The sequence below is a fragment of the Eubacterium sp. An11 genome, assembly GCF_002161065.1.
GTDB lineage: Bacteria > Bacillota > Clostridia > Lachnospirales > Lachnospiraceae > Anaerobutyricum > Anaerobutyricum faecale.
In genome coordinates this window covers 14,890-40,975 of sequence record NZ_NFLV01000023.1, presented here as the reverse complement: position 1 = coordinate 40,975, position 26,086 = coordinate 14,890, and the positions used below count along the sequence as shown (strand labels likewise).

Annotated in this window: 26 protein-coding genes, 1 tRNA gene, 1 pseudogene and 1 riboswitch; of the genes and pseudogenes, 7 read left to right on the top strand and 21 right to left on the bottom strand. The window is 48.4% G+C overall.

The features are described from left to right. Nucleotides 1-155: 155 nt before the first annotated feature. From B5E53_RS19320 to B5E53_RS19995, 11 genes are all read right to left on the bottom strand, one after another. Nucleotides 156-320 (bottom strand): hypothetical protein, encoded by a 165-nt coding sequence (locus tag B5E53_RS19320; RefSeq protein ID WP_162611927.1) that lies wholly within the window; start codon nt 318-320, stop codon nt 156-158. A 368-nt stretch (nt 321-688) separates the two neighbouring features. Next, complete coding sequence (locus tag B5E53_RS14260; RefSeq protein ID WP_087316193.1) at nt 689-1,588, bottom strand: cell division protein SepF; 900 nt, start codon at nt 1,586-1,588, stop codon at nt 689-691. A 75-nt stretch (nt 1,589-1,663) separates the two neighbouring features. Beyond that, on the bottom strand, nt 1,664-3,610 hold the full coding sequence (glgB, locus tag B5E53_RS14255) for a 1,4-alpha-glucan branching protein GlgB (RefSeq protein ID WP_087316191.1): 1,947 nt from the start codon (nt 3,608-3,610) through the stop codon (nt 1,664-1,666). A gap of 310 nt (nt 3,611-3,920) precedes the next feature. Further along, complete coding sequence (locus tag B5E53_RS14250) at nt 3,921-4,949, bottom strand: branched-chain amino acid aminotransferase (protein ID WP_087316189.1); 1,029 nt, start codon at nt 4,947-4,949, stop codon at nt 3,921-3,923. A gap of 165 nt (nt 4,950-5,114) precedes the next feature. Continuing rightward, nucleotides 5,115-5,708, bottom strand: coding sequence for a hypothetical protein (locus tag B5E53_RS14245; RefSeq protein ID WP_087316187.1), 594 nt, complete (start codon nt 5,706-5,708; stop codon nt 5,115-5,117). 20 nt (nt 5,709-5,728) lie between these two features. Beyond that, on the bottom strand, nt 5,729-5,851 hold the full coding sequence (locus B5E53_RS20000) for a hypothetical protein (RefSeq protein ID WP_275532693.1): 123 nt from the start codon (nt 5,849-5,851) through the stop codon (nt 5,729-5,731). A 259-nt stretch (nt 5,852-6,110) separates the two neighbouring features. Beyond that, nucleotides 6,111-7,562, bottom strand: a complete 1,452-nt coding sequence (locus B5E53_RS14240; RefSeq protein ID WP_087316185.1) for an Ig-like domain-containing protein — start codon at nt 7,560-7,562, stop codon at nt 6,111-6,113. 23 nt (nt 7,563-7,585) lie between these two features. Beyond that, nucleotides 7,586-8,221 carry an SGNH/GDSL hydrolase family protein gene (locus B5E53_RS14235; protein WP_140401507.1) on the bottom strand — a complete coding sequence of 212 codons (636 nt, stop codon included), beginning with the start codon at nt 8,219-8,221 and terminating at the stop codon, nt 7,586-7,588. A gap of 31 nt (nt 8,222-8,252) precedes the next feature. Further along, on the bottom strand, nt 8,253-9,122 hold the full coding sequence (locus tag B5E53_RS14230) for a DegV family protein (RefSeq protein ID WP_087316181.1): 870 nt from the start codon (nt 9,120-9,122) through the stop codon (nt 8,253-8,255). A gap of 467 nt (nt 9,123-9,589) precedes the next feature. Beyond that, nucleotides 9,590-11,410 carry a diol dehydratase reactivase subunit alpha gene (locus B5E53_RS14225; protein ID WP_087316178.1) on the bottom strand — a complete coding sequence of 607 codons (1,821 nt, stop codon included), beginning with the start codon at nt 11,408-11,410 and terminating at the stop codon, nt 9,590-9,592. A 108-nt stretch (nt 11,411-11,518) separates the two neighbouring features. After that, complete coding sequence (locus tag B5E53_RS19995; protein ID WP_275532692.1) at nt 11,519-11,653, bottom strand: hypothetical protein; 135 nt, start codon at nt 11,651-11,653, stop codon at nt 11,519-11,521. A gap of 244 nt (nt 11,654-11,897) precedes the next feature. On the opposite strand from B5E53_RS19995, the gene B5E53_RS14220 reads away from it, so the two are divergent. After that, nucleotides 11,898-12,842 (top strand): L,D-transpeptidase, encoded by a 945-nt coding sequence (locus B5E53_RS14220; RefSeq protein ID WP_087316176.1) that lies wholly within the window; start codon nt 11,898-11,900, stop codon nt 12,840-12,842. Nucleotides 12,843-12,991: 149 nt separating this feature from the next. Here B5E53_RS14220 and B5E53_RS14215 read toward each other — a convergent pair whose 3' ends face one another. The 7 genes from B5E53_RS14215 to B5E53_RS14185 form a co-directional block, all read right to left on the bottom strand. Next, entirely contained in the window at nt 12,992-13,819 is an 828-nt protein-coding gene (locus tag B5E53_RS14215) for a hypothetical protein (RefSeq protein ID WP_087316174.1), read from the bottom strand. Further along, complete coding sequence (locus B5E53_RS14210; RefSeq protein ID WP_087316172.1) at nt 13,816-14,517, bottom strand: DUF1700 domain-containing protein; 702 nt, start codon at nt 14,515-14,517, stop codon at nt 13,816-13,818. Before B5E53_RS14210 ends, B5E53_RS14215 begins: the two co-directional genes overlap by 4 nt. Then, nucleotides 14,510-14,830 carry a PadR family transcriptional regulator gene (locus B5E53_RS14205; RefSeq protein ID WP_087316170.1) on the bottom strand — a complete coding sequence of 107 codons (321 nt, stop codon included), beginning with the start codon at nt 14,828-14,830 and terminating at the stop codon, nt 14,510-14,512. The genes B5E53_RS14210 and B5E53_RS14205 overlap by 8 nt, the downstream gene beginning before the upstream one ends. A gap of 1,172 nt (nt 14,831-16,002) precedes the next feature. After that, complete coding sequence (locus B5E53_RS14200) at nt 16,003-16,767, bottom strand: ABC transporter ATP-binding protein (protein ID WP_087316168.1); 765 nt, start codon at nt 16,765-16,767, stop codon at nt 16,003-16,005. Between the two features lie 11 nt (nt 16,768-16,778). After that, complete coding sequence (locus B5E53_RS14195) at nt 16,779-17,813, bottom strand: ABC transporter substrate-binding protein (RefSeq protein ID WP_087316166.1); 1,035 nt, start codon at nt 17,811-17,813, stop codon at nt 16,779-16,781. Further along, nucleotides 17,800-18,591 (bottom strand): ABC transporter permease, encoded by a 792-nt coding sequence (locus tag B5E53_RS14190; protein WP_087316164.1) that lies wholly within the window; start codon nt 18,589-18,591, stop codon nt 17,800-17,802. Before B5E53_RS14190 ends, B5E53_RS14195 begins: the two co-directional genes overlap by 14 nt. Next, nucleotides 18,560-18,856 carry a thiamine-binding protein gene (locus tag B5E53_RS14185; protein ID WP_087316162.1) on the bottom strand — a complete coding sequence of 99 codons (297 nt, stop codon included), beginning with the start codon at nt 18,854-18,856 and terminating at the stop codon, nt 18,560-18,562. Before B5E53_RS14185 ends, B5E53_RS14190 begins: the two co-directional genes overlap by 32 nt. A 91-nt stretch (nt 18,857-18,947) precedes the next feature. Then, a riboswitch (TPP riboswitch) is annotated at nt 18,948-19,053 on the bottom strand. A 252-nt stretch (nt 19,054-19,305) separates the two neighbouring features. Between B5E53_RS14185 and B5E53_RS14180 the strand changes: the two genes are divergently transcribed. Then, nucleotides 19,306-20,694, top strand: a complete 1,389-nt coding sequence (locus B5E53_RS14180; RefSeq protein WP_087316160.1) for a sodium:alanine symporter family protein — start codon at nt 19,306-19,308, stop codon at nt 20,692-20,694. A gap of 46 nt (nt 20,695-20,740) precedes the next feature. Here B5E53_RS14180 and B5E53_RS14175 read toward each other — a convergent pair whose 3' ends face one another. Both B5E53_RS14175 and B5E53_RS14170 read right to left on the bottom strand, forming a co-directional pair. After that, nucleotides 20,741-21,712 (bottom strand): GTP-binding protein, encoded by a 972-nt coding sequence (locus tag B5E53_RS14175; protein ID WP_087316158.1) that lies wholly within the window; start codon nt 21,710-21,712, stop codon nt 20,741-20,743. Between the two features lie 19 nt (nt 21,713-21,731). Beyond that, on the bottom strand, nt 21,732-22,874 hold the full coding sequence (locus tag B5E53_RS14170; RefSeq protein WP_087316156.1) for a CobW family GTP-binding protein: 1,143 nt from the start codon (nt 22,872-22,874) through the stop codon (nt 21,732-21,734). A 178-nt stretch (nt 22,875-23,052) separates the two neighbouring features. On the opposite strand from B5E53_RS14170, the gene B5E53_RS14165 reads away from it, so the two are divergent. The 5 genes and pseudogenes from B5E53_RS14165 (at nt 23,053) to B5E53_RS14145 (ending at nt 24,299) form a co-directional block, all read left to right on the top strand. Next, nucleotides 23,053-23,247 (top strand): spore coat associated protein CotJA, encoded by a 195-nt coding sequence (locus B5E53_RS14165; RefSeq protein ID WP_087316155.1) that lies wholly within the window; start codon nt 23,053-23,055, stop codon nt 23,245-23,247. 8 nt (nt 23,248-23,255) lie between these two features. After that, nucleotides 23,256-23,504, top strand: coding sequence for a spore coat protein CotJB (locus B5E53_RS14160; protein ID WP_343215663.1), 249 nt, complete (start codon nt 23,256-23,258; stop codon nt 23,502-23,504). Nucleotide 23,505: 1 nt separating this feature from the next. Continuing rightward, nucleotides 23,506-23,691, top strand: a pseudogene (locus tag B5E53_RS19820) (manganese catalase family protein); the annotation flags it as partial. A gap of 244 nt (nt 23,692-23,935) precedes the next feature. Further along, nucleotides 23,936-24,006: transfer RNA gene (locus tag B5E53_RS14150), tRNA-Gly, on the top strand. A 95-nt stretch (nt 24,007-24,101) separates the two neighbouring features. Next, nucleotides 24,102-24,299, top strand: a complete 198-nt coding sequence (locus tag B5E53_RS14145; RefSeq protein WP_087316149.1) for a hypothetical protein — start codon at nt 24,102-24,104, stop codon at nt 24,297-24,299. 100 nt (nt 24,300-24,399) lie between these two features. On the opposite strand, the gene treC is transcribed toward B5E53_RS14145, so the two are convergent. Beyond that, a complete protein-coding gene (gene treC / locus B5E53_RS14140; RefSeq protein WP_087316220.1) occupies nt 24,400-26,067 on the bottom strand; it encodes an alpha,alpha-phosphotrehalase in 1,668 nt (555 codons plus the stop codon). Nucleotides 26,068-26,086 lie beyond the last annotated feature (19 nt).

The window sequence follows — 26,086 nt, the reverse complement described above, 5'->3', positions numbered from 1 at the left end:
GAGTGCAGCCGCATCTGCGGCATCTTCCTATCCGCCGCAGCGCGGTCCTCGCGGATCGTTTTTTATTTCATAGAAATACAATTTCTTATGAAATAAAAAACGCCCCTATCTGTTCAAACAGATAAGGGCGAAAGTTCTCGCGGTACCACCTTATTTCACTGACAGCTTACGCTGTCCGTCTCATGAGGCTGCGTATTCACAGTCTCAGCGGGAATAACGCCCGCCACCCCGTCACAGCCTACAGGGAGATCCTCCAGGACTGCTCTCCTTCGTCCCTGCGCAGGAACCGGAAGCATCTCCGGCAGCCTTCTGTCCGTCATCTGCCATACGCATCCGCCGTCTCTTGGCTCTCCGTTCAGTGTGCAACTCGGGAATGTATTCACTGTCCACAGTCCTATTGGCCTTTCACCAGCCGGCCGCTCTCTGGATATTCCTGCGAAAGCTACTTGTTTCCGTCACCGTTTTTATCATCTTTGTGGTTGTTATCTCAATCGGATGATTTTTGATGTAACCTATTGTAAGCAAAAAAACAGGGTTTGTCAACCAGAAATCTTCCAGTCGGAAGTCTTTTAACCCAACGGGAATTCCAACGCACTTGCTACATCAGGACATGTAACAGTTCAGCCATGACATCTCAGAAACTCGCTGCTAATGCAGCTTACCCGGCACTGCGCGCCTGTTTCCTCGATTATGGCAGAACGGTTACCAAAATATAACCGCCGGTGTTCCGTCTCCGGCTGAAATACACGTGGGTGTCCTCTGTATTCCGCTGAGGGAACATATAAGAAAGCAAATCGGAAAGCTCTGCTTTCTTAAGCCGCTGCCAGTCTCCCGACCACTCTCTGGTGGCGGAATCCGTGAAGATCACCCGCCCGCTCTCATCCTCTCCCAGGAGAATCATGGTATGATACGAACCGGCGAACCGCTTGTCAAACCACCGGACAATCCGACCGTTCTCTCTTTTCATACGGCTGGTCTCCACCACCACCGGCCGGCCGGAACGAAGATGCACGCCAATCTCTTCCATGGCCTCGTCATCCGCAAAGGCTCCCACATACCGGTGCGGCACCTGATAATCCGTAAGAATCCGGGAAATGCCATAGAGGGAAACCGGCATTTGTCTGGCGATATGTCTGCTGTAATTCTTCTGCCAGACCTTTTCATCAAAATGTTCTCTCTCCACCCGGGCGATGGTCTCATCGGGACGCAAATCAAGATACTGCGGCACATAGGCCGCCAACAGGGTAGTCAGCGAACAGCAGGCACAGCCATGCCGGGTCATATATTCGCTGTACGCACCATAAGTTCCAGCTTTTTGTTGAAAAACGCGGAACACACGGGCCTCCGGTCCGTTCCCGCCGCTTCCTCTGTCTTCGGATACCACCGTTTTGGTCCGGGCTGCCCGGATTGTCCGGGTTGTCTGCGTTGCCCGGGTCATCTGGTTCTCCGTTTCCTCCTCAGACATTTTAATCACAACTTCCAGCTCCGGGCCGTCGAGACGTCCGGTCTTTCCTCCGGGCGAAAGAAAATACCGCCCCGAAGCGTCCTTTTTCCAATATAGAATTATTCTGTCTTTGTTATCTGTCATATTTTCTCCGGAAATAAAAAATCATCGAACAAACAGAAATCCCGCCGACGGACTGCCATCGACGGAACTTTCCGATCAATATTTAAAAATCGCCACTCCATATGCCGGCAGGTCATAAGCGATGGAGTATTTACGGTCATCGCAAGGCTTCTTCACCGGCTTGTACACTTCCGGACGTTTCTTTCCGGAACCGCCGAATTCCGCAGCGTCGCTGTTCAGGATCAGCGTATGTTTTCTGCGGCAGGTGGTGCCCACCCGGTAATCCGGTCTTGCCACCGGCGTAAAGTTGCAGACGAAGAGCAGATTGTTCTTGCCGTTCTCGGAATGTCTGGTGAAGGAGAAAATGCTCCTGTCGCCATCGTTGGCGTTGATCCACTCAAATCCTTCCGGATAGCAGTCATACTCGTAAAGGCATTTATTTTTATTGTAAATGTGCAGAAGCGCCCGCACAAAGTTCTGCAGCTGACGGTTTCTGTCTTTCTCCAGCAAGAACCAGTCAAGCTCTCTGGCCTCGCTCCACTCCTGATGCTGTCCGAAATCCTGTCCCATAAACAGAAGCTTCTTGCCCGGATGTCCGGTCATAAAAGCATAACCCACCATCAGGTTGCGGAACTTATCATCGTAAAGTCCCGGCATCTTCTCGATCATGGAACATTTCAGATGTACCACCTCATCGTGGGAGAGTACCAGCATATAATTCTCCGCATAAGCATACATCATGGCAAAAGTCATCTTGTTATGGTTATATTTTCTGAAATACGGGTCCAGCTTCATGTATTCCAGGAAGTCATGCATCCAGCCCATGTTCCATTTGAGGCTGAAATTCAATCCGCCGTACTCTGCCTTGTCCGTTACTTTCGGCCACGCGGTGGATTCCTCCGCGATCATCACAGCGCCAGGATTCCGTCCCTCCACCACGGTATTCAGATGTTTAAAGAACTCAATGGCTTCCAGGTTCTCATTGCCGCCGTAAATATTCGGCACCCACTGTCCGTCTCTCCGGCCGTAATCCAGGTACAGCATGGACGCAACGGCATCCACACGCAGGCCGTCAATGTGATATTTCTCGATCCAGTACAGAGCGTTGCAGATCAGGAAATTCTTGACTTCTGTCTTGCCGTAATCAAATACTTTGGTTCCCCAGTCCGGATGCTCGCCTTTTCTCGGGTCCGCATACTCATAAAGGCAGGTGCCGTCAAATTCAGCCAGTCCGAAGGCATCCCGAGGGAAATGCGCAGGAACCCAGTCAAGGATGATGCCGATCTTATGTTCATGCAGGTAATTCACAAAATACTGGAAGTCCTGTGCGGAACCATGGCGGGATGTCGGCGCAAAATACCCTGTCACCTGATAACCCCAGGAACCGTCAAACGGATGTTCCGCGATACCCATCAGCTCCACATGGGTATAGCCCATATCTTTCACATATTTCGCCAGCTCCACTGCCAGCTCTCTGTAGTTATAGAAACCGTCCTCATCTTCATCGGTGATCGGATGTTTCTTCCAGGAACCCGGATGCACCTCATAGACAAACATCGGATCTTTCCGCACATCAAACTTTCTCCGGTGTTCCATCCATTTCTTATCGCCCCACTTAAAATCAGAAATATCTGTTACCACGGAGGCGTTGTTCGGTCTCTTTTCCATCTGGAAGGCATAAGGGTCTGTCTTCAAAACATCGTTGCCCTGTTTGGTTGTGACGCAGTACTTGTAAATCTCCCCTTCTCCCAGATCTGGAATAAACAGTTCATAAATTCCCATCGGCTCTGTTCTTTTCATTAAATGTGCTTTTCTGTCCCATTTATTGAAATCACCCACAACAGAAACCTTCTGAGCATTTGGCGCCCACACAGCAAAAAATACCCCCTGCTGCCCCTCCAGTGTCATCGGATGCGCGCCCAGCTTATTATATAAATCATAATGGGTACCCTGGCCAAAAAGATACTGGTCAAACTCCGTTATAAAATCATAAGCCGACTCACTATTCTGCTTTTTATTTTTTATCTGTTTACTATCCTGCATCTGTAAATCCTCCCTACGTTTGGTTTAATACAGTATATCATAAAATGACATAAAAAACATCTTTAATTTACATATCTTTAGCTATTATGCATAAAAACCAGAGCCCCGGATCCAATTTCCTATCCGCCGCAGTGCGATCCTCGCGGAGCGTTTTTTATTTCATAGGAATGCAATTTCCTATGAAATAAAAAAACTCTGTCTGTACAGAAAAATGTCCTTTCAAACATTTCTCTGCAGACAGAGTATCTTATGTTTCTTTATTCTCTTTCATGCCCTCCATGATGTCTGTGGGGGCAGTGCGGGGAGAATCTTATTCGGAGATTACCTTGATCCAGCCTTCCGGAGCCTCAATGTGGCCCATCTGGATGCCGGTCAGGGTATCGTAAAGCTTCTTCGTTACCGGACCCATTTCATCCATACCGCTTGGGAAGCAGATTTCTTTTCCGTGGTCGTCAATCTTTCCAACAGGAGAGATAACAGCTGCGGTACCACAGAGACCACATTCCGCGAAATCTTTTACTTCATCAAAGTATACTGGTCTGTGCTCTACTTTCATTCCCAGATAATGTTCTGCAACATATACGATGGAACGACGGGTGATGGATGGAAGGATACTGTCAGACTTCGGTGTTACCAGGGTACCATCTTTGGTGATAAAGATAAAGTTAGCTCCGCCGGTCTCCTCCACCTTGGTTCTTGTGGCAGCATCCAGATACATGTTCTCATCATAGCCAAGACGATGCGCCTCCACGATCGGATACAGGCTCATGGCATAGTTAAGACCTGCCTTGATATGTCCGGTTCCGTGAGGTGCCGCACGGTCATAATCACAGACACGGATGGTGATCGGTTTTGCACCGCCCTGGAAATACGGACCCACCGGTGTCACAAATACACGGAACTGATACTCTTCGGAAGGTTTTACTCCGATGACCGCATCCGATCCGAACATATACGGACGGATATACAGAGTCGCTCCTGAGCCAAACGGCGGAACATAAGCTAAGTTCGCCTGCACAGTTTTCACTACTGCATCTACAAATTTATCTTCCGGATAGACAGGCATCTCCAGTCTTCTGCAGCTGTCCGCCATACGCGCTGCATTCAAATCCGGGCGGAAGCAGACTACTTTGCCGTCTTCCGTTGTATAAGCCTTCAGTCCTTCAAAACATGTCTGTGCATACTGAAGAACACCGGCACATTCACTGATCACTACTGTGGCGTCGTCTGTCATGGTACCTTCATCCCAGGCGCCGTTTTTATAATTTGCCACAAATCTGGCATCTGTCTGCCGATAATTAAATCCTATGGAACTCCAGTCTAAATTTTTCTTTTCCATAACTATAACTTCCTTTCTGCCTCTGCAATTGCAACCATTGTATCACAGTTTCTGCAGATTTTCCATGATTTATCGGCAGGTTTCGAAAAAAATGCAATTTAATTTAGTTAATATTTCATTTGCCTAAGAAATAAAAGGAAACTGTCCTTTTTGTCATACATTTTGTCAGCCTTCCATTAATTTCTTTTCCTCATTCTTCACATATTTGCGGTAGGCTTTTAATTCGTTCCGCATATGTCTCCTGCGCTCTTTCTTCGTCATATGACGGAACCGTTCTCTCGGGAAAATGTGCTCCCGTCCTTCTGCCAGATCTGCAAGGATGCCTTCCACAGCTGCTGCTCCTTCCAGCTTCCTTTTCTGAAGAGTATATTTGGAATACACATTCTTCACCTGATATCCCCGCTGCTCCATCTCATTTTTCGCGGTCTGTATGGCCTTTAACTCTCTGCTTCCGCCGGTTACCAGAATCATGTGGGATTCTTTTTTATCCGCAATGAGACGCCAGATCACATGGGAAATCTCATAAGGAATCTTTCCATTCTTACTTTCAAAAACCAGACCGATGCTGGCGCCCGTGGCAAAAATCATGGATTTGTCCCGGTGTTCCGATGCCTTTCTGACATCGACGTTCCCGTGCTTCTCAAATTCACTGACATAATCGCAGCAACTCTGTTTTGTGTCATCATAAAAAATAACCAGTTTTTTCAAAATATCCTGCACCTCTTCTTTTTTATAAAATACTACCATCGGTTTATTCATTCATATGCGCTCTGTGTCCATTACAGTACCCTGCTGATATTCTGGTTTACCTTTCTGGCGACTCTGGCTAACACTTCCTGCTCTTCCTCCGTCACTCCATCCAGTACGATATCCTGAATATTCTTGTAAATATCTCTCAGCATTTCTATGATGGCGCCTGCATCTTCCTATCCGCCGCAGTGCGATCCTCGCGGAGCGTTTTTTATTTCATAGGAATGCAATTTTCTATGAAATAAAAAAAACCGGGTAAAGTCTGCTGCCAACTGCAGTTCCTTTACCCGGCGTCTTTATGTAGTTCAATTATCCGTGATATTTTCTCAGATACAGATTGCCCGCATCGTCACAAGAATATATCTCCACTGTAAAATATATCTTCACCGCAAACGCTCCTCCGGCCCCTGTTTACTGCGGATTCACCAGAATGTAACCGCCACAAGCGGATTCTGAAGTGTAGTATACGGAAGTGGATGTAGGGTTTGTACATGGGAACATGTACTGTACCAGCTCCATCACAGTGGCATATTTGATCCTTCTCTGATCGCCGAAATAATCGGCCCGGTCCGCAGAATCAGCCACGATGGCATATCCGTTATCGGTCATGCCCAGCAGGACCAGCGTATGCTTGCTGTTGGACCATTTGGCGTCACTGCCAATCTTCTTCACCTCAATGATCACGGCGTTGCCGGTCTTCAAATGATTCGTGATCTGCTGAACGGCCATAACCTGATCAAACTGTCTCACATATTCATTGGACACATTGTAGGCGTCCAGAATCTTCGTGATACCGTAAAGGGAAACAGGCATCTGTTTGCTCTGCGCTTTGCTGTAATTCTCCTGCCATGCCGTGCCGAAAATCCGTCTCTCGATGGACTCGGTCATGTAGATTGGCCCCATCTTCATACCTGAATATCCGCTCAACACGGTGGAAACTGCGCAGGCAGCACATCCATGGGCAGGCATATAACCAGAGTATACGCCGTTATCGCCGCTGGTCTTATTCACGCTGGCGGACTGCCTGTATACCGTATAGGTTCTTGTTCCCGGGTAACTTTCCACTGTCACATCCAGTACATCTGCCACGCTTGTGGATGGCAGAGCGCTCATCGGCGTGGTGATATTCCCCGGCGATACAGCCTTCACCGTACATTGAAGGGCTGCCTTTCCGGTCTTACAGGTAATGGTGGTGGTGCCGCCGTATCCGTTAGCTGTGACCACTCCGTTGGCGTCCACGGAAGCCACCGACGCATTGGCGCTAGACCACCGGCAGTCGTCTCCTGTTTTGCTGACACTAAGCTGATACTGAGAGCCCACAGCCAGCCGCAGAGAGGTGGTGTTGAGGGCCGCCACATAGACCTTACATTTCAGCGTTCCGGACGTTGTCTTACATTTGATAACCGTTTTCCCCGTCTTCTTTGCTTTGACCACGCCCTTCTTGCTCACCTTGGCAATCTTTTCATTGTTGCTGGACCAGCTGATGACCTTTGTATTTTTGGCCTTCAACGTATATTTTGTTCCTTTGCTGAGTGTCAGGGTGCTGGTGTTTAACCCCGTCACCGTCACCTTGCAGCGAAACTCTTTTTTCCTGGTCTTTGCGGTGATAACCGCCTTGCCGCCCTTGACAGCGGTAATTCGTCCCTTTTTATTTACAGCGACCACATTCGGCTTGCTGCTGGACCACTGCACCTTGGCGGATGAATCTTTGATCTTAAGCTTCTTGGTGGTTCCCTGTTTTAATTTCAGCGAGGTATAATTGATTCTCGCCGCTGCCTGCGCCTCTGTCTGCGCTTTCGGCAGGAACAACACTCCCGCAAGTACAAACAGAGCGGCAAACAGCCATTTCGTATGTCGCTTCATATCCGTCTCCTTTCTCCTTCCTGCTACTTCTGCAGTTCCTTCAGCCACAGGCAGGAAATCAGTTTCATTCCTTCTTTATTAGGATGAACGCCGTCGATGGTCTCATACTCCGCATGATAGCCGGCGAGATCCGCCAGATGAACTCCCTCTTCCAGAGCGGTTTTCCTGATGATATCAGAATAAATACCGGGAGAGAGAACGCTCTCCACATTGAAAAACATTTCTTCTTCCTCCACCGATCTGCCCCGCAGCAATGTGGCGCACCAAAGCTCCGCCTTCGGATACAGACGATTGAGGCGCTGCAGCATCCGCCGGTATTCATATTCAAACTCCTGCGGATTCACGCCAAATCCCCAGTCGTTGGCGCCCATGGCCACAAGAATCATATCCGGATCACCCTCGGCTCCCAGAGCCTGCAGCCTCTGCTCCGATGTTCCGGAGGAAGCAAGACTGCCGGATACTGTACTCCCGGCGTAGGAGTTATTGACGCCCAGCACGCCGCCCAACCCCTGGATCACCTGCATCCACCAGGTATCGTCCGGGCTGGTCACGCCGGTCTCTCCCTGTCTCCACGAATCGTAAAAAAGCGCTCCGTCCGGTGTATACCCGGCAAATGTACTGACGGAATCCCCCAGGATTGATATTCTTTTTTTCTGCATCTCCAACCTTCAGCCTCCCCTTTCTTCTCCATTATTTCTTCCGGTCAAAAAGTACTCCGGATACCTTTGGTCCGGCGTTGGCTGCCACTGCCACGCCAATCTGATAGACTTCCGTCGGGCCGTAGCCGACCTTCTCCGTCATCTTCTGGATCATCTCGTCCGCACAGCTTTGATCGCTGCCGTAAACAACCTGATACTCCGATCCCGGTTCCATTTCCGCCACGGTCATATCTGCAATTTTGGCCACCACTTTCTTTTCTCCCCGGCATTTGGCCGCGGTGGTGATCTCACTATCCCAGATCTTCATGATCGGCTTGATCCCAAGCTTGTCGCCAACGAAGGCGGCGGCGCTCGGAATCCGTCCGGATCTGCCGGCGTATTTCAGATTATAAATGCCAAAATAAACACAGCGCCGCACCAGGATATCTTCCAGATACCGGTTGATCTCCTCTGCGGATGCCCCCGCCTCCGCCATCTGACAGGCCTTGATCACCGGCTGGCCGTAGGCGCCGGAATAACTGCGCCCGTCATGACTGTAAATAGAAATCTTACCCTCACACTCCGGATGCTCCTCAAAAAATGTGTCGATGGCCAGCAGTGAATTCTCATAGGTGGCTGACCCCTTAGAATTGATCATCACAAGAATGACATCTGTGCATCCCTTCTGATAACACTCATAATACAGCTCCTCAAACTGATAGGAGGTGATCTGTGAAGTCTTTGGCACATCTTCCTGTTCCTCCATCAGTTTATAAAAGCCTTCATTATCCATATCCACTCTGCTGAGATATGACTTCTCCCCTATAACGACCGGAAATGGAATAATGTGTATATTGTATCTTTTTTCATTTTCATAAGAAATGTCACTGGCTGAATCGGTGATAACCTGAATTTTCCCCATATTTTTCTATCCTTCCATTGTTTTGCTCAGCTGAATAACGCCCCGCTTTTTATTGGCGGAAAACGTCATAAAACAGTGTTTTCATTATCTTTAGTATTATAAAGGAGCCCCTGTTTTATGTCAACACAGCGAAACTTCCGGGAATAAATTCTGCCAGGCCGCGACGACGGCTCATCGTCTGAGCCGGCATATATCTGAATCACTGAATAATATCATCACATCACTGAATGCTGTCATCCAAACGCCGGCCTTTCAAAACTGCAGAAAACTACAATATTATTATAGAAGCAGAAAAACCACAAAATATGTTTTTTGTAAAAAAATCCAAACTTACAGGAAAAGAGGAGGATCCACCGATATGTCTCCTCCTCTTTCTGTCACAGTTTCTCAGCTGATATGCCAACTGACCACTTTTCACGATCATATATGTATCTTTATATGGTAATCCCCCTTGCGGCGGTCAATCCTTATTCCTCTTCTTCCACACAGGCGAGGGCAAGACCTGTCGCCACCGCGTTTCTCGGGCCTTCACATCCACGGATGTTGCCTCGTCCGGCAACGATCTCATACTCGGACAGCGCGTCTGTTACCATGTTCGGGATCTCAAAGTCGAGGGCTGAACCGCCGACCATAACCACAAACTGAATATCTCTCGGATTGCCTGTCGGGCTTACCTTCGATAAGGAACGAACCGCATTGGTCACGAAGACCTTTCTCTTGGCCTCCATACGTACCTGGCGCACTCTTTCCATGGATTCCATTCCTTCCAGCGGAACAAGCTCTCCGTCATCTTTTACCAATACCACCTTGGCAAATACGGAAGTATCCAGTGGTTTGTCAAAGAACTGCGCAGTGCCATCCTCATGACGGATGTGGAACAGACTCTCCACCAGGGCCAGCGGGTACTTCTTGATATCTTCCGCCAGATCAAAGTCGTCCAGTCCCAGCTCAGACTGAATCAGAAGAGATACCATGTTACCGGCGCCGGCAAGATGAATCAGCTTCACCTTTCCTTCCCGGTTGATGATAGAAGCGTCGGTGGAACCGGCTCCCATATCCACGATGGCCAGCGGTGTGCTGGTTCCCGGTGTAGTGAGCGCACCCTTGATAGCCATGTCTGCTTCCACGCCGCCCACGTAAACCGGCACATTGAGCTTCTCAGAAAGAACTCTGGCGATAATCTCCATCTGCAGGCGGTCTGACTTAACCATAGCCGCGATACCCACAGCGTTCTCCAGGGAAAATTCATCGGCAATGCCTCCTTTTACCTTCTGAGGATTGAAGGTATCCACTGCCAGAAGATCCTGAATCTTGATATCTCTTTTGTGCTTGTCCGTAAGGTTCGCCATAACCCGGCGCACCTTGTCCAGCATATTTCCGGCATTGGTTCCCACCTCGCCCTGGATATCCTCAATATCCGGGATGGATGCAATGCCTTCCATGATCCTTTCCGCTCCTTCGTCAACGTCCACTTCCACTTCTTTTTTGCTGCCAATGACGGTGATCGTTCCCGCCTTAATGCTCCGCTCCTTCACATCGCCTTCCGGTGTCTTGATGACCACGCCGGAACGAGTTCCGATCAATGACCGCGCAATCGGAACGACCCGCTTGGTCTCCTCGGAAGACAGATTAAATAAGGTAGCGATTCCGTATGGATTGGACAGCACCGATACAACACTTCCGATCGGGGCCACTTCGATGGCACACTCCATACCCAGAGGAACCTTCTCGATCATGGTCACCTCATCAATCACCGGTACTTTTTTGTCCAGACGATTGGTAATAAGCGTACCGTCGTCGGTCTGGGCAATGGCTCCCTTGATCGTCACATTCTTCTTCGCCTCGTTCATCAGGCGGGCCGCCTCAGCGAAATCCACGCTGGACGGGATCACCACGATGACATCCTTCTCCTCTGTGATCTTGGAAAGCTCAGTGACCAGGACTGAAGTTCCAACGCCGATTCCTGTTCCTCCCGGTGTGCTCGGATTATGTCCGATCACCGTGGACTCTGTGATGATCGTCTCGGAGATGGTCTCCATGGCCACATCTCCGATTACCGGTGCGGCCTCATTGATCCGGATCTCATCCAGATCTGAATACTCAAGACCTACCTTTTTAAGGGCGTTATTCAGTGACATGAACACGCCGTTGATATTTTTCAATGTACCCTTGATACCGGTGGTCGGTCCGATACCGCTGGCAAGAAAATGTATATCTTTTCCCTCGATTCTGGCAAGAGCAACTTCCGTTGTGGCATTGCCAATATCAACACCCGCTACAAACTTCATACGTTTCCATCCTTTCCTGCCTGCTATTCAGCCATCTTTCGTGCAGCACACGTCTGAATAAAAAAGCATATAAATCTGTTTAAATTATAACATTTGCACAGGAAAGGGTCAAACATTAACAGACATAATTTCTTGATGACCTGCTGTACAAATCGCAAGTTTTTTCTGTCCCTTTTCTTTCATATCGGTAAAATCTTGTGGAAACTTTTCCAAATGTTCACCTTCTCTTGACATTTCTTTCATTTAAGGATAAAGTAGAAAAATATTCGCAATCATATTACAGTCATAAACTTGTGGTATAAAATACTTAACATTTTTTACATTATCCTGTCACTTTTTCTTCACATTGATCATTTTCACCGGAGAATTGTGACGCATTTATGTTTTATTTCTTACAAAACAGTATGGTACCAAGTACCGCCACAGGGCAACTGTAAACCGGCTGTCTTCTGCAGCCGCAGCATTTCATCAAAAGAGGGAGGATACTATGAAATTGCACGTAAAAACAGCGTCTGCCTGTCTTCTTGCGGGAATCATGCTCAGCACTTCTCTGGGCACAGTGTACGCATCTGCTGCCACTGACGATACTGCTTCACAGGAAGAGACCACAACCACTACCACCACAAACAAACAGCAGGTGATCAACCGTCTTTATTATAAGAACGGCGTTTTACAGAGTGATTACACCGGCTGGAAGAAGATCAACGGTAAAATCTATTATTTCAAAAAGGGAAAAGCTGTCAAAGGCTGGAAGTACTTAAAGAGCTACAGCGGCGGCAGCACCAAATACAAATACCGCTTCAAACCAAACGGCGTTCTGGTCACCAACCTGTTTAACTACAAAGGAAAATATAACAAATGGATCCAGAAACCAATGACCATCGAAGTCAATCTGACTACACACAATCTGACCTTCTATCTTTATGATCAGAAGAAGAAGAAATACTGCATCCCGGCAAAGACGGTCATCTGCTCTACATCCCGTTACAAAAACGGTACCAGGATCCGTGCCGGACAGAAAGGACGTCTGGAGAAGACTTCCGCCCGCAGATGGTTCATTTACAAGAAGGCGAACCCATGGCGTTACTATCAGTACGGTGTACATATCAAGGGCAGTGATTCCTGGTTCCACTCTACCTTATATACAACCACAGACCCAACCAAGTTAATTTCTCCGAACCATTACAACGGATATAATTATCTTGGTACTGACCAGACTACCAGCTGTATCCGTATGCAGGCAGTCAACGCTAAATTAATCTACGATATCGCGACCAAGACGAACCCGAAGGCCCGTGTATGGGTAAACATTTTCCGTTCCAAAGACAAAGGACCTTTCGGCAAAGTTACACTGGATGATACCACAGGAAAGCTGCCGGGCAACACGAAGATCGACCCGACAGATCCAAAATACACCAAAAAGAAATACTAAAAGATTAGTCTGATCATAACGTTTATCAAAATATGAACAGCCTATACAAAAAGGATACCCTGCTGATTTCCCGGCAGGGTATCCTTTTTTCATGGTTTACTTTTTCGTGCCGCTTCGTCTCTTTTCTTCCCGAAGCCTCAAGCTTCTTTTTAATACAAAGAAACTATTTTTTTATTGGATGGATGAATCCGCACTTTCACAGAAGTGATGGACGGATATTCATACTCATAAAATCTTTTTTCTTTTATATTTTGCAATATCTCATCTTTATAAGTGAAGAATACCTCCAGTCCGCTCTCCTGACTCATCACCGCATTGACCATATAAGTGATATAGGTCTGCGGCTGATCCTTCTGCCCGTTCCGGGTATTTTCCGGCTGAGCCGCCTGGGTATCTCCAGACTGGTCCGTCTGGGCATCCGCCGCCTGTACGGTCGTTCCCTCTTCCATGGCTGTCTCGTCGCCCTCATAGGCAGCGTATTCACTGTAGGTTCCTCCGTCGTACACATCTCCGTAATAGGAATCATAATATCCATCATAATACGGGTCATTGCCTACCAGCTCTTCCCGGTCCACAATAATATCTTTTACATTATTTGTGTTATATTCCACCACGAACTGAATCTGGTCTTCCGGCACATCCTTGGATGTCTCCAGCGACATCTGCTGATTTTCCCCGTAATAAGAATGAATATATACTTTACCGTTGCCTTTTGCTCCCCGGTAAAGATCTTCCGTGATGGTCTTTGACGTCACATCATTGCCGCCGATATTTTTCTCGCCGAGAAATTCAAAGGAAGAATACTCCACCAGACTGATGCCCACACCAGCGCCGCATATGAGCGCACCAGCGCAGAACACCACGGCCAACATCTTTCTTGTGCCCATGCCCTTTTCGTTCTTTTTTATTGTCCTCTTATTCATTGTCTTTCCGTTATCCATCATCTTTCTGCTATTTGCTGCCTTTCCGTCGCTCATGCTTCCACATCCTTTCTTTTACTCCATCTGCTGGTGATAAAGGTTAATACAAAAAGGCTGAAGGCGCCAAAACCTAAAATACATCCAAGCATGACCAGGGTGGCGCCCACCAGAGGATACCCCTGCAGCAGAAGTATCACCAGCACTCCGAATCCAAACAGAGAAAACAGTGTGGCGGCCACCGCCGGCAGCATCACCAGTACCAGCAGTACCTTGATACAGAAAATGAGAATCTTCTTAATAATATCTGCAGTTTTTCTTCCTACCGCCTTCGCAGTCTCACTTCCTCTGCCGCTCTCAAACACACCCTCCGGCCGTTTCCAGCGCGACGGCTTTTCTTTATCTTCTTCCCTTTTCTGCTCCATTCTCTGCTCCTGCTTTTCTTTCTGCTGTTCCATGAAGTTCGACAAAGATTGTTTTGATTTGCTAAACACTCCACTGGCTTTTTTGCCGATTCCTTCCGCGGCGCCCTTTTTCTGTACCCCCTTATAGGACGGGTCAATGTGGTATGCCTCCAGAATCTCCGCAATAAGACTGTCGATATCGCCAAAATCTTCGATAGCCTCCTGCTCGCTCATCCCGCTTTTCATCTTCAATTCGATATGCTGCTCGTATTCCGAAAGCATATCTTCCCTCTCCTGCGCCTCCAGCACCGAGAGCCTTCTCTCCATCACATCTAAAAATTCCTTCTTATTCATATCCCTGCTCCTTTAAAAATTCATTGACATTCTGGCAAAATTCTTTCCATTCCTTCCTGGTCTCATCCAGATGCATGATGCCCGCCGCTGTCAAATGATAGTACTTCCGCGGCGGCCCTTCGCTGGATTCTCTGAGATAAGTCTCAAAATAATGCTCGTTGGTCAGACGTTTCAAGATAGGATAAATAGTCCCCTCCTTCACATTGACCACCTTGGAAACCTCCGCCACCAGCTCATAGCCGTACATATCCCGGCTGGAAACAGCCGCCAGGACCATCAGCTCCAGAACTCCTTTCTTAAATTGTGCGTTCATCCATCCACTCCTTTCCGTGGCTACTGCTTTCTTGTGAATACTATATTATACTAGGTACTATGTATAGTCAAGTACTAAATTTTTACTAGTTCTTACGGGGTGCGACATTGCTATGGACAGCATAGCTTAAGATTCATATTCTATAAAATAACATACAGGGAATTGATACAATGTGGATTACTGTACTGAATTAATCGAATATAGATTTTGAAAAAGAGTCTTACAAAAAAGGAAATGCTCTAATGAAACATTGGATTGAGGAATTGAAAAAATAGGGATTTGTAAAGGTTGCAACAGTTCTCTGATCAAACAGACAATGACGCAAGGACACATACGGATCCGCCCGGCTCGACCCTCAGTCGGACTGTCAAAGATACCTGTATCAAACGATTCCGTTCGTCCTCCTTCACAGCTCGCGGTCGAAAGCCGTATGTGTCCAAAACGTCATTTGTCTATTGAAAATCCTCTTCGTTCCACCTTTACAAACATCCTGTGCTACGCTGGCAGAGCAACAGATTCTATTTGATAATGAAGATATCCGGCTGTTCGTGGCAGCCTGCGCTCACAGTCGTCGTCAAACCATATCAATACCTCGTCTTCTCCAAATGCAGTCTACGTGCATAGAGATTTACAAAGAATCCTGGCTACCCTGGCGAAACAACAGATTGTGGCAGTTTTTGACTGTGGTCCATCGATGATAACAAAAATACCTGATTCAAACCGACAGAAGCGCTGCCCGTGCAGCTTGCTCTGCTGGTTCATGCCAGACAGAAGCGGCCGTAAATTTTGGTATCCGCTGATTCATCTGTAGCCATAACCGGCTGTTTTATCAATGTAGCACAGGATTTTTGCAAAGGTGGAACAAAGATTTTTCCAATATACAGATGCCATTCGGAGTGCATACAGTTTCCGACCGCGAGCTGTGAGGGAGGACTGTCTAAGACCTGGAGAAAGCAGGGAGCAGGATGAAAAAAGGGATATCTCTCGTGTTTACACGAGGAGCAGGCCTTTTTTCATCCTGTAAGGCGCAGCCGAAACCGCTTTGCGGTTTCTCCCTGCTGATCAGAAAACATCAGCAGTCCGAGTGAGGGTCGAGTCGGGAGGAACTGTATGAAAACGAATGGCATCGTCTGATATATGAGAAATCTGTTACCACCTTTACAAATCCCAATTTATGGCCGCTGCTCCTGTGATCTGTCCAGTGCCAGCTTACTGATGATCTCTTTTTTATAACGAAAGAATGTGTCCGTCAGATTAAAGTCCGCCGGCCGCGGTTTCTTTTCTTCAATGACAATCTCTTCTGTGATCCTGCCCGGTTTTCCATTTAAGATGTAGATACGGTCTGAGAGCAGGATCGCCTCGTCGATATCATGGGTGATAAAAAGTGTGGACAGCTTAATATGCTCCATCACGTCCAGATACCAGCGGTGGATGCTGGACTTCGTGATGGTGTCCAACGCGCTGAATGGCTCATCCAGCAGGGCCACGCCGTTGGATGACAGATAGGTCCGGAGAAGGGCTGCCCGCTGTCTCATACCGCCGGAAAGCTGGCTGGGATACTGATACTGGGTCCCTTCCAGTCCAAATTCCTCAAAAAGCGGTTCCGCCTTTTGTCTGGCTTCTTTTTTCTTCTCGCCCTTTAACACCAGCGGCAGGGATACGTTGTCGATGATCTTTTTGTGGGGCAGAAGCAGATCCTTCTGCATCATATAGCTGATTCTGCCCGGCTTTGCCGTGATGTCCTCGCCGGAGAGAAGCACCCGCCCCTCTTCCGGGGGAACCAGGCCGGAGAGGACGTGGAACAGCGTGGTTTTGCCCGCGCCGCTCACGCCTAAAAGAGAAACCAGCTCTCCTTCTCTCAGATCGATATTGATATCCTCGATGATGGTCCGTCCACTATATTGTTTTGTGATATGTTCCGCTTTTAATACTGTCATGCCGTCTTCCCTTACTGCGGCAGATAATCGTTGGAATAACCGATACCGGTCAAATCCTTATCTGTCAGTTTATTTTCATATAACCAGGTGTAGAAAGCGTCCCACCGGCCCTGATCAATGACACCCCAGGCGTCCGCATCGGCCACATACTGTTTGGAAATCCAGTCCTGGCTGGCGTAAACCAGATCCTGTGAGCCGGAAAGGGATCCGGTATTGTCTCCTTCCATAAGCATATCGGCTGCTTCCTTTGGATTCTCCACCGCATATTCATACCCTTTGGCTGTGGCCTCCATAAATGCTTTGGCTGTATCCGGAGATTCCTTCAGGAAATCGTTGTTGGCGATGATCACCGGTGTGTAGTAGTCGAATACCGGATTAATGTCCCGGAAGTTCCAGTAGTCAAAATCCATGCCGCGGATTTCGGCGTTGACGCCGCCCCATCCATAGAAAATCCAGATGGCATCGGTCTGGTGCGCCTCCAGGGCTGCCGGCTCGTCTGTGATATCGTTGGGAATCAGCGTCACTTTACTGAAATCTCCCCCGTCTTCTTCAACCACAGTTTTCAGAGTCGCCAGTTCGATCGGGGACTCCCAGGTGGAATATGTTTTGCCTTCCAGTCCTTTCGGGCTGTCGATCCCCTCGCCGGCCCTTGAAATGATACCGGAAGTATTGTGCTGAAGCACCGCTGCCACAGCAGTGATACCCAGCGGTTCATCGGAATCCAGGGCTGCCGCCATGGTATCCTGCGCCTCGATGGCAAACTGCGCCTGTCCGGAAGCGCACATGGTCGCCGCTCCGTTTTCCGGCGGCTGGACGATCTCCACATCCAGTCCGGCATCCTCATAATAGCCGAGGGCCTCAGCCGCATAGATTCCTGTATGATTGGTGTTCGGCGTCCAGTCCAGACAGAAGGTAATCTTTGTCAGATCCTTCTTCCCCTCTGTGGAAGACGCCTCATTGCCGGCGGAGCCGCAGGCGGTCAGTCCCAGAAGCAGGGATGTTCCCAGTACAACAGATACTGCTTTTTTCCAGTTATTCTTTCTCATTTTTCTCTCCTCTTTCTTCCACTGCCAGCCATGGCATGGATACCCGCCGTATCACATTGACCACCGCCATCAGCAGCAGACTGATGACCACGATAAAAATGATGACAGCGAACATTTTGTCAAAGGCATACGCCTGTTTCACCCTGGTCATGTAAACGCCAAGTCCCACAAAACCGCCCAGCCATTCGGAGATGACCGCGCCTACTACGGCATAGGAGGCGGAAATCTTGAGTCCGGCAAAAAACTGCGGCATCGCCGCCGAAATCTTCACATGCCAGAAGATCTGAAGCTTCGTGGCTCCCATAGCCCGCATCAGGTCAACGGAGTCTCTGTCCACGCTCTTATAGCCGTCCAGAAGTCCCACCGTGATCGGGAAAAAGGTGGTGATGACCACCAGGGTAATTTTCGGAGCCATCCCAAATCCCATCCACAAAACCAGTACCGGCGCGATGGCGATGGTCGGAATGGTCTGGGTGATGATCATAATTGGATAAAAAGCCCTGTTGAGCATCAGAAAATGATCCATCAGCGTCGCTGTGATAAAAGCCAGTATAATTCCGATGGCAAGACCGTAAAAGGCTTCCTGCAGCGTCACGCCCGCATGTTCCATGATAATCGGAAAATCTCCGATCAGCGCCTTCACCACGTCCACCGGCGACGGAAGCATGTAGCCCGGCACCACGCCGGTTTCACTCAGCACAAACCAGAACAGAACGATCAGCGCCAGAGCCACAGCCGCCGGCAGTTTACTGGTGATGCTTTGTAACCTTTTTGTCAATGGTCAGCACGTCTCCTTCCGGCTTATAAGAAATCTTTACATAAGTATTCATTGCCTGACAGCCGGCCTTTGCAGCCACGATCTGACAGTTCTTTACAATCTCCATGAGCTGGTCATAATCGCCCTCAATGGATGTCTCACACGGTCCCACATAATAATGAAGACCTGTGGATTTAATATAATCGATCACTTCATCAACGATGCGGATTACTTCATCCTCATCCTGTACATTTGGTAAAACCTGAATTGCAACACTTGCGTTCATCTTACTTTTCCTCCTGTTCTTATCAGTAAATTTTTTGGAAATTACAGTGAAATTTTTATCAAAGAAAAAAGCGCCCGCATAATGCAGACGCAAAAAACATCACAAATACTTCCTACGATGGCATTATCCAACAGGTTAAAAGGGTCTAAGGTCTAACCTTACTCTCAGCTTATTCATAAGCTCCCCTGATTTATATTATCCAATTGTGGATAGTATAGTACATTTTCTGACAAAAGACAAGAATGAATTTCTCATAAAGTCTGCCACGGAATTACTGAAGAAGTCACCCATTCCTGTATTATTTTTTATACAATCTCTGTATTTACAGTACACTTCCTTCTTTTTTTGTGATAAACTAGAACCCGCGCTTTGTAAAAAAATCGTGAAATTCCTGTAAATCTTCAACAGAAAAGCTTACAGAAATATTATCAACAACAAAGGAGGTTTTTATGTTATCTGTTATTGAAAATGTAAATACTGCCGTCAATAATTTCATCTGGGGTCTCCCTGCCATGATCTGCATCATCGGCATCGGACTCTATCTGAGCATCCGGACCGGATTCATCCAGATCCGCAAACTACCCTACGCTCTGAAACATACCATTGGCAAAGTCTTCGACAAAAAAGAATCCGCCGAAGGCTCCCTGACGCCTTTCCAGGCAGTCTGTACCGCTCTTGCCAGCACCGTGGGAACGGGAAACATCGCGGGAGTCGCCGGCGCCATCGCCATCGGCGGTCCCGGCGCAGTCTTCTGGATGTGGGTGTCCGCGCTGCTCGGCATGTGCACTAAATTTTCCGAGGTGACTCTCGCCGTGCATTTCCGGGAGAAAAACAGCCGGGGCGAGTGGGTCGGCGGACCGATGTACTATATCAAAAACGGGCTGTCCCGCCGTTGGTACTGGCTGGCTATTTTATTCTCCGTCCTGGGAATCCTCACGGTGTTCGGCACCGGAAATGCCACTCAGGTCAACACCATCACCGCCGCCATTGACTCCGCGCTGCTCAACTACCATCTGATGTCCGCGGATTTTCAGCCGACATTCCATCTGATTCTTGGAATCGTCATCGCCGTCATTGTGGCACTGATCCTTCTGGGTGGCCTTAAGCGCATCGGCCGGGTTTCCGAGAAACTGGTGCCGTTCATGGCCATTTTATACATCGTCCTGTCACTGGGCGTCGTTTTCTTAAATATTCAGCACCTGCCGGCAGTACTTGCGTCCATTTTCCGGGGCGCCTTTCAGCCGTCCGCCGTCACCGGCGGCGTAGTGGGCTCCATGTTTGTCAGCATGAAACGCGGCGTTTCCAGAGGCATTTTCTCCAATGAAGCCGGGCTGGGAACCGGGTCCATCGCCCACGCCACCGCCGACGTGGCCCATCCGGTACAGCAGGGACTTTTTGGCATCTTCGAAGTATTCGCTGACACCATTGTCATCTGTACGCTGACTGCCCTTGTCATCCTGTGCAGCCAGATTGATTTCCAGTACGGCGCTGCCGCCGGAGCAGAACTGACCATCGCCGGATTCACCTCCACCTACGGAAGCTGGGTATCCATCTTTACTGCAGTCGCCCTTTGCTGCTTTGCTTTCTCCACCACCATCGGCTGGGGACTCTACGGCTCCCGCTGTATCGAATTTCTGCTGGGGCCAAAAAGCACACGGCCGTTCCTGGTGGTTTACTCTCTGGTTTCCATCCTGGGAGCCACCGTCGATCTGGGTCTTCTCTGGAGTATCGCCGACACCTTTAACGGCATGATGGTCATTCCGAATCTGATTGCTGTCTTCCTCTTGTCAGGCACCGTATTCCGGCTGACCAAAGAATATTTTTCCAAAAAACAGTGACAAAAAGCGCGGCCGGGATTTCCCGCCGCGCTTTTGTTATCTCTTTTTAGAAGTAAACCAGTTCCTCTTCCGGCGGCTCTGCCACCTCCACTCTTTTAGCGTAAAGCACCGGCCCTTCTTCTCCGTATTCTTTATTATATTCAATGCGGACTTCCGCTGTCAGATTCACCCACATTTTATTCTTCAGCGATTTGATCGTAGATGATTTGGCATGATTGGTGTGACACAGATATCCGATAAACTGGATATCGTCGGCACAGCACGTCATGGCGTGGCGTCCCGGCACAAAACAGCCCTTCGGCAGACGGATGGATTTAAAGACTCTTGTCTTCATGACCATGGTCTTTCCATTATAAACCTCCGGCCGTTCCATGGCATCCACAAACCAGATGCCGTAATCCTCATCTTCCAGATGGATCTCATCGCCCTCGGTATCAAATGGCAGAGTATCATCTTCCTCTCCCATATCGTCATCATCCACGGATTCAAAGAGCACCTGCACCCGGCGGTTCACCGCCTTGATGCTCCTTCGCCAGGTTGCCCGCGGCATCTCCGGCGTGCATCGGTTGATGATGACCATTTCCGCAATCTTGTACATTTCCACCGCCAGCGAGCGCATGTTATTCATGTACAGATCAAAGGTCTCTCCGTTGACCGTGACGATGGTCTGGAACACCAACAACGGCGTATTGTCCATCTCCGTGAGCATCCGCTCCACCGACCACATACCGTTGTATTCGATGATCACCCGGTCCGGGTAATACTGCAGCACTTTACTGATGAGGAAATCCTTATTGAAATCTTCTTCCTCCTCCACATATACGATGGTCGTGTTGGTCTTCTTCAGCAGATCTTCATCATACTCTTCCATGCCCTCCTCGCAGGCAAACAAGAGTGTTCTCTCTCCGTTATTAAAATAATCTTCTTCCAGTGTTTCCTGAATAAATGTGGTCTTTCCGCTCTCCAGAAATCCCATGAACACATAAACAGGAATCTCCATTTCTTTCTTTCCCGGCATACGCATCCTCCGTCAGATTCTATAAGCCAAACAGCTCCATAAGCTTATCTTCTTTCAGTTCAGAACCGATGACACAGATTCTTCCTGTGTACTCTGCGGAACCGTACCGTACTTCTTCCTCACCAGGAACCAGATCAAAGTGCAGCCATCTGCCTTCCTCATCCGGAACGATCCCTTTGGCTCTCAAAATAATACCGTACTCTCTGCTGTCCTCATCGGCCAGTTTCTCAAGGATTCCCCGCACCTGTTCTTCTGTGAACTTCTTCGGCGTCTCCTTACCCCAGCTGGTAAATACTTCATCGGCATGATGATGGCCTTCATGACCGTGATGATGGTCATGACCGCAGTGGTCATGATCTTCATGGTGCTCATGATGATGGTCATGGTCGTCATGGTGACAGTGGTCATGATCATGTCCGTGGTCGTCATGGTGACAGTGGTCGTGATCTTCATGGTGCTCATGATGATGGTCATGGTCTTCATGATGGCAGTGTTCTCCATCATGATGATGGTGGCCGCATTCCGGACAGATCTCTGCCTCCCGCAGCAGTTCCTCGGCAAAATCATTCTTTCCTTCCATCACGGCAAGGATCTGCCCGCCGGTGATATCCTCCCACGGCGTGGTGACGATCGGGGAACGGTCGTTGAGGGTGCGGATCAACTCAATGGTCTTCTCCAGCTTGTCTTCCTTCACATCCTGGGTACGGCTTAAAATAATGGCGCTGGCGTACTGCACCTGATTCTTGTAGAACTCACCGAAGTTCTTTAAATACATTTTTGCACGTTTCACGTCCGCCACAGTGATGTAGCTGTCAAGCACTACATTTTCTCCGTCAACCACTTTCTGCACCGCTTTGATGACATCGGACAGCTTGCCGACGCCCGACGGCTCGATGATGATCCGGTCCGGCTCATACTGGGACAGCACATCTTTGAGGGCCGCGTTAAAGTCACCCACCAGAGAGCAGCAGATACAGCCGGAGTTCATCTCATTGATCTGGATGCCGGACTCCTTGAGGAATCCCCCGTCAATGCCAATCTCGCCAAACTCATTTTCGATGAGCACAACTTTCTGGCCCTGCAGCGCCTCTGCGATGAGCTTCTTGATCAATGTGGTTTTTCCGGCTCCCAGGAAGCCGGAGATAATATCTATCTTTGTCATGTTTTTCAGTCCTTTCCATTTTAAAACGTTTACAAAACATCTAATATATTGTAACCTTTTTTTTCAAAAATGCAAGCATTGTTCTGCATCCCGAACCGATATCCTCTTTTTCCCGTGTCGCATTTGCTCTGCTTTTTCATATACTGATATTGTACAAATTATCCGAGAGGAGACGGACATGGAAGAAATAAAAACTTTTTCCGAGCATCATCATCCGACTGACATAAAAAATGTTGATTCACTCCCTCTGGCCATGGCCTACGTTCCATGGCAAAGCTGGGGGAATTTATATAAAGCGGAAGACGCTCTCATGGAAGGCACCATTTTTGAAGAACTCAATTTACCTTTTACCGGAAGGAGATGTGTGAAATAATGTCCAAAATGGAGCAGAAAAATCTTTTATTTTATATTGACGCGGTGAGTTTTGCGGCTCTGGACGCCTCTCTGTACCTGGATACCCATCCAAACGACGCGGAAGCTCTCGAATATTTTCATCATTTTAACAAAGCAAGACAGCAGGCGCTCCACGAATACGCTGTCCGCTTCGGTCCTCTGACCTTAAACGGCGCGCAGACAGATGATACCTGGAAATGGGCGACACAGCCTTGGCCTTGGGAGGGGGATTGTTGATATGTTTAATTATGAGAAAAGATTACAGTACCCGGTAAATATCCGGAGAACAGACGCGCAGATGGCAAAGGCGATCATTACGCAGTTCGGAGGTCCGGATGGCGAGACCGGCGCCTCCCTCCGCTATCTCTCCCAGCGCTTCGCCATGCCGTACCGGGAAGTGATGGGAATATTGACCGATATAGGTATGTCGGTGACACGGAAACTGCGTCCGTTTTATCCGCATGGATTTTGTCTTTCGGATAAATTTCCGGTTCATATAAAATATATAATTGGCGAATTTTTCTAAGAAATGCAGCCTTGCATTTTTCTTTTCCGGTGCTATAATGAGGATAGCACCAGTTCTGGGAGGAGTATGGTTTACACTGTATCGGAGGTGTCTCGGTTCACACATTAGATTTTCCCGGAGGAACACGCTCCGGCTGGTGTGTGCAGATATGGTTCATCGGTAGAACATTGGCTTCCCAAGCCGAAGAGGCGGGTTCGACTCCCGTTATCTGCTTTCTACAGCTTTCACAGGTGGTTTTCGCTGGATATAATTAACTGTATAGCAATAGTTTCATTGTGCATATTATCTGTGAAAGGAGTGACGGCATTATGTATTACAAGACTTCATCGAAGGTCCTCTATCACGCAGCGCCAACTACTGCCAACAATTCCGCTCTTGCTTACGGTACTGAGTCAAGACCGGTTGCGTCTCTTTCAGAAACATATCTGAAGAAGATTCGTGCCCTGGAGGATTCCATCCGTCAGGAAACAGGAAAAAATATCGCTTTGATTGCGTATAGAGTATAAAGACATTATCTGAAAAGTTATCTGTCATGACTCTCATGGCAGAATAAAACCGGAGGACTTCCCGTCCCCCGGTTTTATTTTTGCACTGCCTTTTCGGAAACTATTTTTCCAGCGTCAACGTCTCATAAGGACGCAGGGTCCATGTATTTCCCGAAGCTTGATGCAGCGCTTCTTCCGTTCTGCTTTTTTCCCCTTCGTAATTTGTCAGCAGTATAGAATAATTTTTCCAGGCTTCATCCAGATGTACCTCCGCCGGATGACCGGTGAGATTATTAAACACGATCAGTTCTTCTCCGTCGAGGACACGGCGGTAGGCCAGCACGTTTGCATTCTCTTTCTCGAGGAAAGCAATCTCGCCTTCCGCAATCACTTTTTTCTCCTTCCGAAGCTGAATCAGTCTTTTATAAAAAGCCAGGATGGAATCCGGGTCATTTCGCTGCGCGGCCGCGTTGATGGTCTGGTAGTTTTTATCAATGCCGATCCACGGTGTGCCGGTGGTAAATCCGGCGTTTTCCCCGGCGTTCCACTGTACCGGCGTCCGGCCGTTGTCTCTGGAGCGCGCCTGAAGGATATCCATGGCTTCCCTGCTGGTTTTGCCCTGTTCCAGCAGAATGCGGTAATAATTCAGACTCTCTACATCGCGGTACTGGCGGATGTCGTCAAAATGCGGATTGGTCATGCCGATTTCCTCTCCCTGGTAAATGTACGGCGTGCCGCGCATCAAATGTACGGACGCAGCCAGCATTTCGGCCGATTCCTTCCAGTAACGATCCTCGTCTCCCAGACGGCTGACGATTCTCGGCTGATCGTGGTTGCACCAGAATAAGGCGTTCCAGCCGTTTCCTTCCTGCATACCTGTTCCCCAGGTTTCAAACAGCTCTTTTAAACGCATCAGATCCGGTTCCATCAACTCCCATTTCTTTCCGTCCTTGTAATCAATCTTCAGATGATGGAAATTAAAGCACATGCTCAGTTCCTTCTCCTGCGGATTGGAGTAGCGGATGCAGTTATCCAGAGTGGTGGATGACATTTCTCCCACGGTCACATACTGATCAAGACCGGTATCGGCGGTCAGTTCTTTTAAGAACTCATGGACGTGGCGGCCGTCTGTGTAGAAACGGCGGCCATCGCCAATATGGTCATCCTCAAAATGCTCCGGTTTGGAGATAAGATTTACCACATCAAACCGGAATCCTCCGATCCCCTTTTTCTGCCAGAATCGAATGACGTTCTTCAACTCTTCCCGCACTTCCGGATTCTCCCAGTTTAAGTCGGCCTGGCTTACATCAAACAGATGCAGATACCATTTTTTCAGATGCGGCACGTATTCCCATGCCGGGCCGCCGAATTTGGATTCCCAGTTGGTCGGGATTTTGTCCGGTGTTCCATCCTTGAAAATGTAATAGTTCTGATATTTTTCATCACCGGCAAGGGCCTTCTGAAACCACTCATGGCTGGTGGAAGTATGATTGAACACCATGTCAAGCATCAGCTCCATGCCCCGTTTTTTGCCTTCCCGGATCAGCTCCTCCAGATCCTCCATGGTGCCGAAAATCGGATCGATGTTCCGGTAATCAGCCACATCGTAGCCGTTGTCGTTCTGTGGAGATACGAAGAAAGGAGTAATCCACAGATAATCCACACCCAGTTCCTTCAGATAATCCAGCTGCTGTGTAATTCCTCTGATGTCTCCGATTCCATCTTCGTTGGAATCTTTGAAGGACCTCAAATATATTTGATAAATGACTTTATCACTGAAATTATTCATTGTTTTCACCCATTTCTTT